We start from the raw sequence: 13,192 nt of genomic DNA, 5'->3' as shown, positions 1-13,192 counted from the left end.
GCCATGTACGCCTTCGAATACCACAAGCCGACGAGCCTGCGGCAGGCGGCCGCCATGCTGGCCAAGGCGGAGGACGCCAAGATCCTCGCCGGCGGCCACACGCTCCTGCCCACCATGAAGCAGCGTCTCGCCTCGCCCGCGAACCTGATCGATCTCGGTGCCCTCGACGATCTCAAGGGCATCGAGCGCAAGGGCCGCTCCGTCGTCATCGGCGCGATGACGACCCATGCGGCGGTCGCGACCTCCGAGGTCGTCCGCGAGGCGATCCCCGGCCTCGCCGAGATGGCCGAGATCATCGGCGATCCCGCCGTGCGCGCGCGCGGCACGATCGGCGGCTCGGTCGCCAACAACGACCCCGCCGCGGACTACCCCGCCGCTTGCCTCGCGCTGGGCGCGACGATCACCACCAACAAGCGCAAGATCGAGGCCGACGACTTCTTCACCGGCATGTTCGACACCGCGCTCGAGGAAGGCGAGATCATCACCAAGGTCGCCTTCCCCGTGCCGGCCAAGGCGGCCTACGCCAAGTTCCGCAACCCGGCTTCCCGTTACGCGCTGGCGGGCGTGTTCGTGGCCAAGCGTGGCTCGGAGATCCGCGTCGCGGTGACGGGGGCGGGCGCCAACGGCGTCTTCCGCTGGAGCGAGGCCGAGGAGGCGCTGAAGACGCGCTTCTCCGCGAAGTCGCTCGCGGGCATGAAGGCTGACGTCTCGATGATGAACGCGGACATCCACGCGGATGCGGAGTATCGTGCGCACCTGGTCGGCGTCATGGCCCGTCGCGCCGTGGAGGCCGCGACGGCGCGGTGAGCGCGTCGCCGTTTCGTGTCCCGTGAAGTTCACCGGGCGGGCGCTCCGTGCGCCTGCCCGGATCGCGTTGCAGGAGGCCGCGCTCACGTGTCCCAGATCCCCGCCGACATCGACGCCACCGAGCGGCTCCTCGCGCAGGCCGGCTACGTCGCCGACCGCCCGCTCGCCACTGTGCTCTTCCTCGCGCTGAAGCTCGGGCGCCCGCTCTTCCTCGAGGGCGAGGCCGGCGTCGGCAAGACCGAGATCGCGAAGGTCCTGGCGGCGGCCCTCGGCCGCAAGCTGATCCGGCTGCAATGCTACGAGGGGCTCGACGTCTCGGCCGCGGTCTACGAATGGAACTATGCCGGGCAGATGATGGAGATCCGCCTGTCGGAGGCCGCCGGCGAGACCGACAAGGGGCGTCTCACATCGGACGTCTTCTCCGAGCGCCACCTCGTCAAGCGCCCGCTGGTCCAGGCGCTGGAGCCCGATCCCGCCGGCCCGCCCGTGCTGCTGATCGACGAGCTCGACCGCACGGACGAGGCCTTCGAGGCCTTCCTGCTGGAGATCCTCTCCGACTACCAGGTGACGATCCCCGAATTCGGGACGATCAAGGCCGAGCACCCGCCGATCGTGATCCTCACCTCGAACCGCACCCGCGAGATCCACGACGCGCTCAAGCGCCGCTGCCTCTATCATTGGGTCGACTATCCGAACGCCGAGCGCGAGCTCGCCATCCTGCGCGCCAAGGCGCCCCGCGCCCCCGCAGCGCTCTCCGCCGAGATCGTCGCCTTCGTCCAGGCTATCCGCAAGGAGGACCTCTTCAAGGTCCCCGGCGTCGCCGAGACGCTCGACTGGGCCTCCGCGCTCGTCGAGCTCGACGCCGTCGCGCTCGACCCGCATCTCGTCTCCGACACGCTGGGCGTGCTGCTCAAGTACCAGGACGACATCCAGAAGATGCAAGGCTCGAAGGCCAAGGACGTGCTGGATCGCGTGCGCGCGGAGGCGCGGGGGTGATGGCATGCGCAGCGCCTCTCCCTCCCTGTAGGGGAGGGGAATACCGGCGTAGCCGGCTAGGGGTGGGGTCCGCCCGGCGATCTGCCGTGTCCGTTTCGGCTTCGCCGAACGCGCGTCCCGCGCGCCCCATCCGTCTCGGCTTCGCCGAGCCACCTTCCCCTACAGGGAAGGAGGGGGAGTGCGTCCATGACTGACGCCTCCGACCCCACGCCCGGCAAGCTCGCCGACAACATCGCCTATTTCGCCCGCGCGCTTCGCGCCGCCGGCCTGCCCGTGGGCCCGGGTGCCGTTCTCGACGCTATCGCCGCCGTCGAGGCCGCGCGGATCGGGGAGCGCGAGGACTTCTACTGGACGCTGCACGCCGTCTTCGTGAAGCGCCATGAGCATACGATCCTGTTCGACCAAGCGTTTCGCCTGTTCTGGCGGCGCCGGGCGCTGATCGAGAAGCTGATCCAGCAGATGTCCCCCATGGCGCCGGGCGCCAAGAAGCCGGAGGACAAGCCAAAGGCCGGCGCGGCGCGGGTGGAGGCGGGGCTCAATCCGCCCAAGCAGGAGCGCCCGCCGCCGAAGGAGGAGGAGCGCTTCTCCGCGCGCCTCACCGTCTCCGACCGCGAAGTTTTGCGCGACAAGGACTTCTCCCAGATGTCCGCCGGCGAGATCGCCAAGGCCAAGCGCCTCATCGCCGCGCTCGACCTGCCGAACGACGTGCGTCCCACGCGCCGCTTCGCCGCCGACCCGAAGGGTGCCGTCGTCGACATGCGCCGCACCCTGCGCCGGTCCATGCGCGCCGGCGGAGCCTCCATCGACGTCGCCTGGCGTGCGCCGGTGATCAAGCCGCCTCCGCTCGTCGCCCTCCTCGACATATCCGGCTCGATGGCGGATTATTCGCGCCTGTTCCTGCACTTCCTCCACGCCATGGCGGAGCGGCGGCGGCGCGTCCATTCCTTCGTCTTCGCCACGCGGCTGACGAACGTCACCCGCGAGATGGCGAACCGGGATCCGGACGAGGCGCTCGCCCGCGCGGCGGGGCGGGTGAAGGACTGGGAGGGCGGCACGCGCATCGCCACTTGCCTCCACGGATTCAACCGCGACTGGTCGCGTCGGGTTCTGGGGCAGGGGGCGACGGTGCTGCTCTTCACCGACGGGCTGGAGCGCGACGTCGACGACACGCTGGAATTCGAGATGGACCGCCTGAAGCGCTCCTGCCGCCGGCTGATCTGGCTCAACCCGCTCCTGCGCTACGAGCGTTTCGAGGCGCGGGCGTCGGGAATCCGTGCGATGCTGCCGCACGTCCACGAATTTCGGCCAATCCACAATATCGGGAGCATGGAGACGCTCTGCGACGCGCTCTCCGCCAGCCGCTCCCGCGACGCCGACCCGCGCACCTGGCTGCGTGCGGTCGCTTGACGAACGAAGGAGGTCCGCCATGACCGACGCAGCGACGCCCGTCGCCACCGACGAGGACATCCTCGCAGCCGCCCAGGCCTGGCGCGAGGCCGGCCGCGGCGTCGCCATCGCCACCGTGGTCGAGACCTGGGGCTCGGCCCCGCGCCCGGTGGGCTCCCACCTCGTCATCGACGAGGAAGGTGATTTTCTCGGCTCGGTCTCCGGCGGCTGCGTGGAGGGCGCCGTCATCTCGGACGCGCTCGACGTCATCGAGAGCGGCGCGCCGAGAATGCTCGAGTTCGGCGTCGCCGACGAGACCGCCTGGCGCGTCGGCCTCTCCTGCGGCGGGCGGATACGGGTATATGTGGAGCGGGTGGAATGAGGGGCGCTACGGGCCGGTGCAGCGCATTCTCCTTCCCTGTAGGGGAAGGTGGATCGGCGCGCAGCGCCGAGACGGATGGGGCGCGCGGAACGCGCGTTCGGCGAAGCCGAAGAGCGACGGCGGCAGCGGACACCGCGGTTTCCGCTTCGCGGAACGCGTCGCTCGCGCGCCGCGCCCCATCCGTCACCGGCTCACGCCGGTGCCACCTTCCCCTACTGGGAAGGAGAATCTCGCCATGAAGCTTCCTCTCCTCACCGCCCTCAACGCCGAGCGCGCCGCCCGCCGCGCGGCGATCCTCGTCACCAATCTCGCGAGCGGCGAGCAGCGGCTCGTGCGCGAGGCGGAGATCGACGCGGATCCGCTCGCGGGCGCGCTCCACGATGCGCTGCGTCGCGGCAAGTCCGGCATCGTCGCCGAGAGCCCGGAAGGCGAGGTCTTCCTCAACGTCCAGGTCCCGCCGACGCGCATCCTGGTGATCGGCGCCGTCCACATCTCGCAGGCGCTCGCACCCATGGCGCGAATCGCCGGCTTCGACGTCACCATCGTCGACCCGCGCACCGCCTTCGCGACGCCCGAGCGGTTTCCGAACGTCGAGCTGCTCGACGTGTGGCCCGACGAGGCTCTGGCGAGCCGTCCGCTCGACCGCTACACCGCTCTCGTGGCGTTGACCCACGATCCGAAGATCGACGATCCCGCCCTCGATGCGGGCCTTCGCGCGGAGTGCTTCTACATCGGCGCGCTCGGGTCGAAGAAGACGCATGCGCGGCGCGTCGAGCGGCTGCGCGATGCGGGGTTCGACGAGGCCGCCATCGCGCGCATCCATGCGCCGATCGGGCTCGACATCGGCGCCGTGTCGCCCGCCGAGATCGCGGTCTCGGTGCTCGGCGAGATCGTGGGCGAGCTGCGCCGCGATCGCCGGCGCCGGCCATGATCTTCGCCACGCTCCCCGTCCGCGAGGCGATCGGCACGCTCTCGGTGCACTCGCTGAAGGCGCCGGGAATCGTTCTCAAGAAGGGTGCTTCGATCGGGGAGCGGGAGGTCGCGGCGCTCGTCGCCGCGGGGATCGACGAGATCGTCGCGGTGCGGCTCGAGCCCGGGGACGTCGGCGAGGACGCCGCCGCCGCGCGCCTCGCGCAGGCGGCCGCGGGGGAGGGGCTTCGCGCGGACGCGCCGTTCACCGGGCGGGTGAACCTGTTCGCGCAAGCCGCTGGCATACTTCGCGTCGATGTCGACGCCATCGACCGGATCAACGGGGTCGACGAGGCGATCACCATCGCGACGCTCCCCGACTTCAAGCCCGTGGTCGCCGGCGAGATGGTGGCGACGGTCAAGATCATCCCCTACGCCGTGCCGAAGGCATGCCTAGGAGCGGCGATCGACGCCGCGCGAGGCGGCGGGATCGCGGTCGCGCCCTATCGGCGCGCGCGGGTCGGCGTCGTCTCGACGCTGCTTCCTGCGCTCAAGCCCACGATCGTCGACAAGACGCTGCGGGTCCTCGACGCGCGCCTCGCTCCGGCGGGTGCGCGCATCGTCGACGATCTGCGCACGCCCCACGCGCCTGGCGCGCTCGCCGATGCGCTGCGCCGCCTCGCAGCGAGTGACGCCGAGCTGATCGTCGTCTTCGGCGCCTCGGCCATCGCCGATCGCCGCGACGTCATTCCCGCGGCCATCGAGGCCGCCGGCGGGCACGTTATGCATTTCGGCATGCCGGTCGATCCGGGAAACCTCCTCCTCGTCGGCGAGATCGCCGGCCGACCCGTGATCGGCGCGCCGGGCTGCGCGCGCTCGCCCAAGGAGAACGGCTTCGACTGGGTGCTTCACCGCCTCCTCGCCGACGTGCCCGTGACGCGCGCCGACATCGTGCGCATGGGCGTCGGCGGGCTGTTGATGGAGATCGTCTCGCGCCCGCAACCGCGTAGCGGCGAGCCGAGCACGGGGCCGGACACCGCCGAGGACGAGGCGTGAGCGTCGCCGCGATCGTGCTCGCGGCGGGGCTCGGCTCGCGTTTCGGCGAGGCGCCGAAGGTGCTGGCGCGCCTCGGGGGCACGGCTCTGGTGCGACGCGTCGCCGAGGCCGCCTGCGCCTCCCGAGCGGATTCGGTCGTCGTGGTGATCGGGCGCGCCGGCGCCGAGGTGCGTGCGGCGCTCGACGGGCTGCCCGTGTCGTTCGTCGAGAACGCGGACTACGCGCAGGGGCTCTCGACCTCGCTGAAGGCCGGCTTCGCGGCACTGCCGGTGGACGCCAGCGGGGCGCTCGTGTGCCTGGGCGACATGCCGCTGCTCGAGCCGGACATCCTCGACGCGCTGATCGCGGCCCACGAACGGGTGCCCGATGCCGCGGCGATCGTGCCGGTTCACGAGGGACGGCGCGGCAATCCTGTGCTGATCGCGCGCCGGCTCGCACCGGAGATCGCTGCGCTCGACGGCGATCGCGGCGCTGGCGGGATCCTGCTGGCGCGCGACGACGTGGTGGAGCTGCCCTTCGCGGACGATCGCATCCTCGTCGACGTCGACACGCCGGAAGCCCTCGCCGCGCTGGAGACGCGGGCGCGCTGACGCACGACCCGCGCGGTCGTCGGTTCAGCGCGTGGGAATCGGGTGCTCGCCGCGGTAATCGTAGAAGCCGCGCTTCGTCTTGCGGCCGAGCCAGCCGGCCTCGACGTATTTCACGAGGAGCGGGCAGGGACGGTACTTCGTGTCCGCGAGGCCGTCGTGCAGCACCTGCATCACCGAGAGGCAGGTGTCGAGGCCGATGAAGTCGGCGAGCTGCAGCGGGCCCATCGGATGGTTCGCGCCGAGCCGCATGGCCGTGTCGATGGCGTCGACGGAGCCCACGCCCTCGTAGAGCGTGTAGATCGCCTCGTTGATCATCGGCAGCAGGATGCGGTTGACGATGAAGGCCGGGAAGTCCTCCGACACCGTCGTCGTCTTGCCGAGCTTGTCGATGAAGGCCTTCGACGCCTCGAAGGTGGGATCTTCCGTCGCGATGCCGCGAATCAGCTCGACGAGCTGCATCAGCGGCACGGGGTTCATGAAGTGGATGCCGATGAACCGCTCCGGCCGGTCGGTCGACGCCGCGAGGCGGGTGATGGAGATCGACGAGGTGTTCGAGGCGATGATCGTCTCGGGCCGCAGCACGGGACAGAGCGCCGTGAAGATCGAGCGCTTGACCTGCTCGTTCTCGGTCGCTGCCTCGATCACGATGTCCGCCGGTTGGAGCGCCTCCAGCCCAACCGCGGGGCGGATGCGGTCGAGCGCCGCCTTGCGCTCGGCGTCGCTGATCAGCTCCTTCGCGACCTGGCGCGAGAGGTTGCCGTTGATCGTGGCGAGGCCCGCGGTGACCCGGTCCTCGCTGAGATCGTTGAGGAGGACGTCGAGACCCGCGAGCGCGCAGACATGGGCGATGCCGTTGCCCATCTGCCCCGCGCCGATGACGCCGACCGTCTTGATCTCCATGCGACGTTCCTCGCTCCTCGAACGATCCCGGTGTCGCGCCGTCCGCGGCGCACCCTCACCGGCCTACACTGACACGAACGACGCGGATGCCAAAGGCGATCCTCGCGAGCAGGGCTCGACGAAACGCCTCGGCCGCCCGCGCCGCGCTTTCGGGTGGCGCCCGCGGCCGGATCAGGTGCCGGCCGCCGGGTCCCGCCCTAGAAGCCCCGCCTTACTTGCCGAGCTCCTCCTGGAGCGCGGGCAGGATCTGGAACAGGTCGCCCACGAGGCCGTAATCGGCCACCTGGAAGATCGGCGCTTCCTCGTCCTTGTTGATCGCGACGATGACGCGCGAATCCTTCATGCCCGCCAGATGCTGGATGGCACCTGAAATGCCGACCGCGATGTAGAGATCCGGCGCCACGACCTTGCCGGTCTGGCCGACCTGCCAGTCGTTCGGCGCATAGCCTGCGTCCACCGCGGCGCGCGAGGCGCCCATGGCCGCGCCGAGCTTGTCGGCGATGGGCTCGATGTAGGTCTTGAAATTGTCCGTCGAGCCGAGCGAACGGCCGCCCGAGATGATGATCTTGGCCGACGTCAGCTCTGGGCGGTCCGAATGCGCGATCTCCTCGCCCTTGAACGAGGAGAGGCCCGGGTCCTCGGCCGCAGTCACCTGCTCCACGGCGGCGGAGCCGCCGGTGCCGACCGCCTGGAAGGAGGCCGTGCGCACGGTGATCACCTTCTCCGGCTCGGCGCATTTCACCGTCTGGATGGCGTTGCCGGCATAGATCGGGCGCTCGTACGTGTCGGGCGCCACCACCTTCACGATGTCGGAGACCTGCATCACGTCGAGCAGCGCCGCGACGCGGGGCATGACGTTCTTGCCCGTGGTCGAGGCCGGCGCCACGAGGGCGTCGTAGCCGTCCGCCAGCGAGACGAGGAGAGCCGCCGTCGGCTCGGCGAGGAAGTGCTCGTAGGCGGGCGCATCGGCGACGAGCACCTTTTCCACGCCCTCGAGGGTCGCCGCTTCCTCGGCGACCGCGCTCGCGCCGGAGCCGGCGACGAGGACGTGCACGGGCCCGCCGATCTGCGCGGCGGCGGCGAGCGTCTTGTGCGTGGCGTCCTTGAGAGCCTTGTTGTCGTGTTCAGCGAGGACGAGGATCGCCATGTCAGAGCACTCCCGCTTCGTTCTTGAGCTTCTGCACCAGCTCCTCCACGGAGCCCACCTTGACGCCGGCCTGGCGCTTGGGCGGCTCGGCGGTGGAGACGACCTGCAGGCGCGGCGCGACGTCGACGCCGAGCGCGTCCGGCGTGGTCTCCTCGAGCGGCTTCTTCTTCGCCTTCATGATGTTGGGCAGCGAGGCGTAGCGCGGCTCGTTGAGGCGCAGGTCCGTCGTGACGATGGCGGGGAGCTTGAGCGTGACGGTCTGCAGGCCTCCGTCCACCTCGCGGGTGACGTCCACCGTGCCCTCGGCGGGCTCGACCTTCGAGGCGAAGGTGCCCTGCGCCCAGCCCAGCAGCGCGGCCAGCATCTGGCCCGTCTGGTTGCAGTCGTCGTCGATCGCCTGCTTGCCCATGATCACGAGATCGGGGCTCTCGTTGGCGACGATCGCCTTGAGGATCTTCGCCACCGCGAGCGGCTCGACGACGCCGTCGGTCTTCACCAGGATGCCGCGATCGGCGCCCATGGCGAGGGCGGTGCGGATCGTCTCCTGCGCCTGCTGCGGGCCGATGGAGACGGCCACTATCTCGGTCGCGACGCCCTTCTCCTTGAGACGGATGGCTTCCTCGACCGCGATCTCGTCGAAGGGGTTCATCGACATCTTGACGTTGGCGAGGTCGACGCCGGATCCATCCGGCTTGACCCGGATCTTCACGTTGTAGTCGACGACCCGCTTCACGGGCACGAGGATCTTCATGTGCTGACCGTCCTTGTCGTGGTGCGCTGCGCCGCGGCCCCGCGTCCTCCGCCGCTCCGGAGGGCCGAGTGGGGCGGGAATACGAAAGCGTGCGGACCGTACAGAGGCGCCTTCCACCCTGTCAACGCGCGAAAGGCGACGAACGCTCCCGCTTTTCCGACATGCGACGAGCGGCGCAAGGTGCGCTCACCGCGTCTTCCCCGGCACCCACAGCACGTCACCCGTCCCCTTGGCGTTGATCCAGCGGCTCGCCACGAAGAGGAAGTCGGAGAGGCGGTTGAGGTAGCGGATGGCGACCGGCGAGACCGGCTCGCCCTCCTTCTGCGAGAGCGCGACGACGAGCCGCTCGGCGCGACGGCAGACGGTGCGGGAGAGGTGGAGCGCCGCCGCCGCCGGCGTGCCGCCGGGCAGCACGAAGGAACGCAGCGGATCGAGATCGGCGTTGAGCTGGTCGATCTCTCGCTCGAGCCGCTCGACCTGGCTGTCGATGACCCGCAACGGCTCGTAGGGCAGGGGCTCGCCCGTGTCGGGCGTCGCGAGGTCGGCGCCGAGGTCGAAGAGGTCGTTCTGGATGCGCGCGAGCATCTCGTCGAGGTCGCCGGCGTCCTTCGTGTGGAGCCGCGCCATGCCGATGCAGGCGTTGGTCTCGTCCACCGTGCCGTAGCTCTCGACGCGCAGGTCGTGCTTGGGGCGGCGCGCGCCGCTCGCCAGCGCCGTCGTGCCCTGGTCTCCGGTCTTGGTGTAGATGCGGTTGAGGACGACCACGTCCGCCTCCTTCTCGTCGCGATGTCGGAAGCCGGAGATAGGGCGGCGGCTCAGAAGGAATAGCCGAGGCGCGCGCCGAAATTGGTCATGCTGGTCGGCTCGTCGCACAGCCCGTCGTTCGACAGGTGCTCCACGGAGGCGACGACGCTCCAGGTGTCGCTGAAGCGGTAGCCGAGCGAGGCGCTTTCGCGCAGGCTGGGCCCGCACCCTGCGGCCACGCCGTCGGCGAGGCCGGCGCTCGTGTAGGCGGCCGCGCGCGTCTCCTGCAGCGCCCCGCCGATGGAGGCCTCCACGAAGACGCGCTCGCCCAGATCGAACGTCCAGGTGAGGCCGGCGAAGGCGAAGCTCACGCCGCCGTCGAGATCGAGGCTCGCTCCGAGATGCGGGCGCGGCACGAAATAGCTGGTGAAGAGGTCGGCGGGGGTGAACGGCTTCTGGAACAGGAGCTCGGCATGGAGCGCCGCGGTCTCGCTGCCGTTCTCGCTGAAGGGATCGACGGAGAAGACGCCGAACCGGGCCTCGGAGAGGAAGCCGCCGTGCAGGCCCACGGGCGTCGGGACGGGCACGGGATCGGGCATCGGGGTCGCGTCCGCGGCGAAAGCGGGACCCGCGGCGAGGCCGCCGACGAGTGCCGATGCGATGATCGCGACGCGCATGGATGCGTTACTCCTCACAGAAGGGTCGTAGCGCCTGAAGCGGGCGATGGGAAGGCGAAATGCGGATCGATGCCCGATCACGCGGCCTTTCTCCCCCGCTTCGTGCCCGAATATGGCGACAATCGGGCGACAACCCGCCCGAAAGGCGCGCGAGCCGCTCCAGCGCCTCGGCGGCGGCGGGTGGGCGTCACGCGGCCCGCCACCAGATCACGCCCATGATGACGATGATCGCGACGAATTGCAGGAGCACGCGCATGCGCATCAGCTGCTGCGAGCGATTGGCGCTGCCTCCGCGCAGCATGTTGGCGAGACCCAGAACCAGCACGACGAGCACGAGCCCGATCGCGACCCCGACGAGAATACCGTCGAACTCCATCTGTCATTCCTCTCCGCGGCGACGGCACCCGGCCGTCGCGCGCGCTTCTGCGAACCGGAATGGCCTGACGTAGGGCGGCGGCCCCGTGGGGCCAGCCTGCCCGTCGGCTCAGGCGTCCGGAAGGGCCCGGGGTGCGGGGCTCACCACGGTGGCGCCGCCGCCGCGCACCTCGTAGACCGCGTGCGCGCGGTCGCTCAGCCCGTCGGGCCGGAAGCGGAAGACGCCGTCCACGCCCGCGAAGCCCGAGCGGTTCGTGAGCACGGCCTCGGCGAATCGCTGCGTGCCCTGCGTGCGGTTCAGCGCCGCGGCGAGCGACACCGCGTCGTAGGCGATGGAGGCGATGCGGATGGGCTGCTCGTTGAAGGCCTGCCCGTAGCGGCTCGCGAAGTTCTGGAAGCCGGTCTGCTCGGGCGCGGCGTACCAGCCGCCCTGCAGCATCGGCAGGCCCATGACGGAGGGCTCGTTCCACAGCCCGGTGCCGAGCGGCTTCACGCGCGCCGGGTCGAAGCCGGCCGCCTGCAGCGCGGCGTTGACGGCGACGAGTCCCTGCGGCGATTCGGGAATGAAGAGCGCGTCCACCTGCGGGGCGGCGCCCGCGGCGACGCCGGCGATGCGCGTCACCGCCTGCTGAGGCTGGCCGGCAGGATAGCGCTCCACCTGCACGACGCGCACGCCGCGCCGCGCCGCCGTCTCGCGGAACTGCGCCTCCACCACGTTGCCGTAGGTCGTCTGCGGGATCAGCGCCGCCACCGCGCGCCGGCCGTTCTGCGCGGCGTAGTCGATGACGCGCTCCACCTCCGGCTGGGGCAGGAAGCCCATCAGGTAGACGCCGCGGCTCGCCACCGTCGCGTCCGTCGAGAAGGCGAGGACCGGCACGTTGCGCGATTGCGCGACCTGACCGGCGGCCTGGACGGATCCGGCGAAGAGCGGGCCGATGATCAGCTCCGAGCCCTCGGAGAGCGCGGCCTGGGCCGCCGCGCTCGCGCCTTCGGGCGTGCCGCTCGTGTCGTAGACGGTGAGGCGGATGTCGGGCGTGTTGAACTCCGAGAGCGCGAGCCTCGCCGCGTTGCGCATGTCCTCCGCCGCCGCCTGGCCCTGCCCGGCACCGGTGAGCGGCAGCAGCATGGCGACCGGCACGCTGCCCTCGCTCAGACGCTCGCCCGCGGGCGCCGCGGGCGTCGGGCCCGCCGCGAAGGGATTGTCGCCCCCGGTCAGCGGCGTCGTGCAGGCGGCGAGAGCCAGCGTCGCGAGGCCCGCGAGCGCCCCGCGCATCGCCCGTCCGATGCCGCCGCCGCGCGTCGCCGTGGCGACGCGGCGCGATGCGATCTGCCCGTACGCGTCCATACGCTACCCTTTCCTCGTCTCCCGCGGTCGGCCTAAGGTGCCGCCCGCGCGTCGCGTATCGTCCCGGCGTTTCGTGACACGGGATCGGCGTTGACGCAATTTTTACTTAAGCGCGCGGCCCTGCCCAGCCCGCAGGCCGCCCTTTCACACCAGAAAAACGGATCGCACCCGTCATGCCGCGTCCCATCGACAACCGCACGCGCCGCGCACCCAAGCCCGGGCGCGGGGAGGGCGGCGTCTTCACGGCCTTCGGCCTCGCCGCCGAGGCCGAGCCGCTGGAGCCGGGCCTCTACGTCGTCGCGACCCCCATCGGAAACCTCTCGGACGTGAGCTTCCGCGCGCTGGCGACGCTCGCCGCCGCGGACGCCGTGCTCGCCGAGGACACGCGGGTGACCCGCCATCTGCTGGCGCATTACGGCATCACGACGCCGCTCGTGTCCTATCACGAGCATTCCGGGGAGGGCGTGCGCGAGCGCATGCTCCAGCGCGTCCGCGAGGGCCAGGCGCTGGCGCTGGTCTCGGACGCGGGCACGCCGCTCGTCTCGGACCCCGGCTACAAGCTCGTGCAGGAGGCGATCGGGGAGGGGCTCCGCGTCGTGCCGATTCCCGGGCCCTCCGCCATCCTCTCGGCGCTCGTCGTCTCCGGGCTGCCGTCGGACCGCTTCTTCTTCGAAGGGTTCCTGCCGGCGAAGAGCGGCGCGCGTCGGGCGCGGCTCGAGGCGCTCGCCGGCATACCGGGAACGCTGCTCCTGTTCGAATCGCCCCATCGCCTGCCGGAGATGCTGGCGGACGGGGCCGCCGTGCTCGGGCCGCGACGGGCCGTCGTCGCGCGCGAGCTGACGAAGATGTTCGAGACGGTGCGCCGCGGAACGCTGGAGAGCCTCGCCGCCGAGTTCGCGCAGGAAGGCCCGCCCAAGGGCGAGATCGTCGTCCTGATCGGGGAGGCGTCTGAGGACACCAAGCGCGAGGAGGCCGAGAGCGGGCTCGACGCCGCCCTCCATCGGGCGCTGGCGAGCCACTCGATCAAGGACGCCGCCGCCCTCGTCGCCGCCGAGACGGGCCTGCCGAAGCGCGAGGTCTACGCCCGCGCGCTGGCTCTTTCGAAAGGCGCCTGAGCGTCTGCTCCG

At 70.9% G+C, this 13,192-nt stretch carries 15 protein-coding genes; 8 read left to right on the top strand and 7 right to left on the bottom strand.

Annotation, left to right across the window (positions count from 1 at the left end):
* Window positions 1-3 precede the first annotated feature (3 nt).
* From IEX89_RS00340 to IEX89_RS00310, 7 genes are all read left to right on the top strand, one after another.
* Window positions 4-807, top strand: a complete 804-nt coding sequence (locus IEX89_RS00340; protein WP_188908288.1) for an FAD binding domain-containing protein — start codon at window positions 4-6, stop codon at window positions 805-807.
* Window positions 808-894: 87 nt separating this feature from the next.
* On the top strand, window positions 895-1,803 hold the full coding sequence (locus IEX89_RS00335; protein WP_188908286.1) for an AAA family ATPase: 909 nt from the start codon (window positions 895-897) through the stop codon (window positions 1,801-1,803).
* 186 nt (window positions 1,804-1,989) lie between these two features.
* Window positions 1,990-3,210, top strand: coding sequence for a vWA domain-containing protein (locus IEX89_RS00330; RefSeq protein WP_188908284.1), 1,221 nt, complete (start codon window positions 1,990-1,992; stop codon window positions 3,208-3,210).
* Window positions 3,211-3,229: 19 nt separating this feature from the next.
* Window positions 3,230-3,571, top strand: a complete 342-nt coding sequence (locus tag IEX89_RS00325; RefSeq protein WP_188908282.1) for an XdhC family protein — start codon at window positions 3,230-3,232, stop codon at window positions 3,569-3,571.
* Window positions 3,572-3,806: 235 nt separating this feature from the next.
* Window positions 3,807-4,502, top strand: coding sequence for an XdhC family protein (locus IEX89_RS00320; protein ID WP_188908280.1), 696 nt, complete (start codon window positions 3,807-3,809; stop codon window positions 4,500-4,502).
* Complete coding sequence (locus IEX89_RS00315) at window positions 4,499-5,536, top strand: molybdopterin-binding protein (protein ID WP_188908278.1); 1,038 nt, start codon at window positions 4,499-4,501, stop codon at window positions 5,534-5,536. The genes IEX89_RS00320 and IEX89_RS00315 overlap by 4 nt, the downstream gene beginning before the upstream one ends.
* Complete coding sequence (locus IEX89_RS00310; protein WP_188908276.1) at window positions 5,533-6,126, top strand: nucleotidyltransferase family protein; 594 nt, start codon at window positions 5,533-5,535, stop codon at window positions 6,124-6,126. The genes IEX89_RS00315 and IEX89_RS00310 overlap by 4 nt, the downstream gene beginning before the upstream one ends.
* A gap of 24 nt (window positions 6,127-6,150) precedes the next feature.
* On the opposite strand, the gene IEX89_RS00305 is transcribed toward IEX89_RS00310, so the two are convergent.
* The 7 genes from IEX89_RS00305 to IEX89_RS00275 form a co-directional block, all read right to left on the bottom strand.
* Window positions 6,151-7,026 carry a 3-hydroxybutyryl-CoA dehydrogenase gene (locus IEX89_RS00305; protein WP_188908274.1) on the bottom strand — a complete coding sequence of 292 codons (876 nt, stop codon included), beginning with the start codon at window positions 7,024-7,026 and terminating at the stop codon, window positions 6,151-6,153.
* Between the two features lie 211 nt (window positions 7,027-7,237).
* Window positions 7,238-8,173 (bottom strand): electron transfer flavoprotein subunit alpha/FixB family protein, encoded by a 936-nt coding sequence (locus IEX89_RS00300; RefSeq protein WP_188908272.1) that lies wholly within the window; start codon window positions 8,171-8,173, stop codon window positions 7,238-7,240.
* Window position 8,174: 1 nt separating this feature from the next.
* Window positions 8,175-8,924 (bottom strand): electron transfer flavoprotein subunit beta/FixA family protein, encoded by a 750-nt coding sequence (locus IEX89_RS00295; RefSeq protein WP_188908270.1) that lies wholly within the window; start codon window positions 8,922-8,924, stop codon window positions 8,175-8,177.
* 186 nt (window positions 8,925-9,110) lie between these two features.
* On the bottom strand, window positions 9,111-9,689 hold the full coding sequence (locus tag IEX89_RS00290; protein ID WP_188908268.1) for a cob(I)yrinic acid a,c-diamide adenosyltransferase: 579 nt from the start codon (window positions 9,687-9,689) through the stop codon (window positions 9,111-9,113).
* Between the two features lie 50 nt (window positions 9,690-9,739).
* Window positions 9,740-10,345 carry an acyloxyacyl hydrolase gene (locus IEX89_RS00285; RefSeq protein WP_188908266.1) on the bottom strand — a complete coding sequence of 202 codons (606 nt, stop codon included), beginning with the start codon at window positions 10,343-10,345 and terminating at the stop codon, window positions 9,740-9,742.
* A gap of 187 nt (window positions 10,346-10,532) precedes the next feature.
* Window positions 10,533-10,721, bottom strand: a complete 189-nt coding sequence (locus IEX89_RS00280; RefSeq protein WP_188908264.1) for a twin transmembrane helix small protein — start codon at window positions 10,719-10,721, stop codon at window positions 10,533-10,535.
* A 108-nt stretch (window positions 10,722-10,829) separates the two neighbouring features.
* On the bottom strand, window positions 10,830-12,065 hold the full coding sequence (locus IEX89_RS00275; protein WP_244645040.1) for a penicillin-binding protein activator: 1,236 nt from the start codon (window positions 12,063-12,065) through the stop codon (window positions 10,830-10,832).
* A 173-nt stretch (window positions 12,066-12,238) separates the two neighbouring features.
* Between IEX89_RS00275 and rsmI the strand changes: the two genes are divergently transcribed.
* Window positions 12,239-13,180 (top strand): 16S rRNA (cytidine(1402)-2'-O)-methyltransferase, encoded by a 942-nt coding sequence (rsmI, locus tag IEX89_RS00270; RefSeq protein ID WP_188908262.1) that lies wholly within the window; start codon window positions 12,239-12,241, stop codon window positions 13,178-13,180.
* The last annotated feature ends 12 nt before the right edge of the window (window positions 13,181-13,192 follow it).

It is taken from the genome of Salinarimonas ramus (assembly GCF_014645695.1).
Lineage (GTDB): Bacteria > Pseudomonadota > Alphaproteobacteria > Rhizobiales > Beijerinckiaceae > Salinarimonas > Salinarimonas ramus.
This window is presented reverse-complemented; position numbering and strand designations above follow the sequence as displayed.

Excerpts from the sequence above, each read along its gene's own strand:
- IEX89_RS00330 (WP_188908284.1), top strand. The coding sequence starts at position 1,990 with ATGACTGACGCCTCCGACCCCACGCCCGGCAAGCTCGCCGACAACATC.
- IEX89_RS00285 (WP_188908266.1), bottom strand. The coding sequence starts at position 10,345 with ATGCGCGTCGCGATCATCGCATCGGCACTCGTCGGCGGCCTCGCCGCG.
- IEX89_RS00325 (WP_188908282.1), top strand. The coding sequence starts at position 3,230 with ATGACCGACGCAGCGACGCCCGTCGCCACCGACGAGGACATCCTCGCA.
- IEX89_RS00280 (WP_188908264.1), bottom strand. The coding sequence starts at position 10,721 with ATGGAGTTCGACGGTATTCTCGTCGGGGTCGCGATCGGGCTCGTGCTC.
- IEX89_RS00305 (WP_188908274.1), bottom strand. The coding sequence starts at position 7,026 with ATGGAGATCAAGACGGTCGGCGTCATCGGCGCGGGGCAGATGGGCAAC.
- IEX89_RS00320 (WP_188908280.1), top strand. The coding sequence starts at position 3,807 with ATGAAGCTTCCTCTCCTCACCGCCCTCAACGCCGAGCGCGCCGCCCGC.
- IEX89_RS00340 (WP_188908288.1), top strand. The coding sequence starts at position 4 with ATGTACGCCTTCGAATACCACAAGCCGACGAGCCTGCGGCAGGCGGCC.
- rsmI (WP_188908262.1), top strand. The coding sequence starts at position 12,239 with ATGCCGCGTCCCATCGACAACCGCACGCGCCGCGCACCCAAGCCCGGG.
- IEX89_RS00315 (WP_188908278.1), top strand. The coding sequence starts at position 4,499 with ATGATCTTCGCCACGCTCCCCGTCCGCGAGGCGATCGGCACGCTCTCG.
- IEX89_RS00295 (WP_188908270.1), bottom strand. The coding sequence starts at position 8,924 with ATGAAGATCCTCGTGCCCGTGAAGCGGGTCGTCGACTACAACGTGAAG.
- IEX89_RS00275 (WP_244645040.1), bottom strand. The coding sequence starts at position 12,065 with ATGGACGCGTACGGGCAGATCGCATCGCGCCGCGTCGCCACGGCGACG.
- IEX89_RS00300 (WP_188908272.1), bottom strand. The coding sequence starts at position 8,173 with ATGGCGATCCTCGTCCTCGCTGAACACGACAACAAGGCTCTCAAGGAC.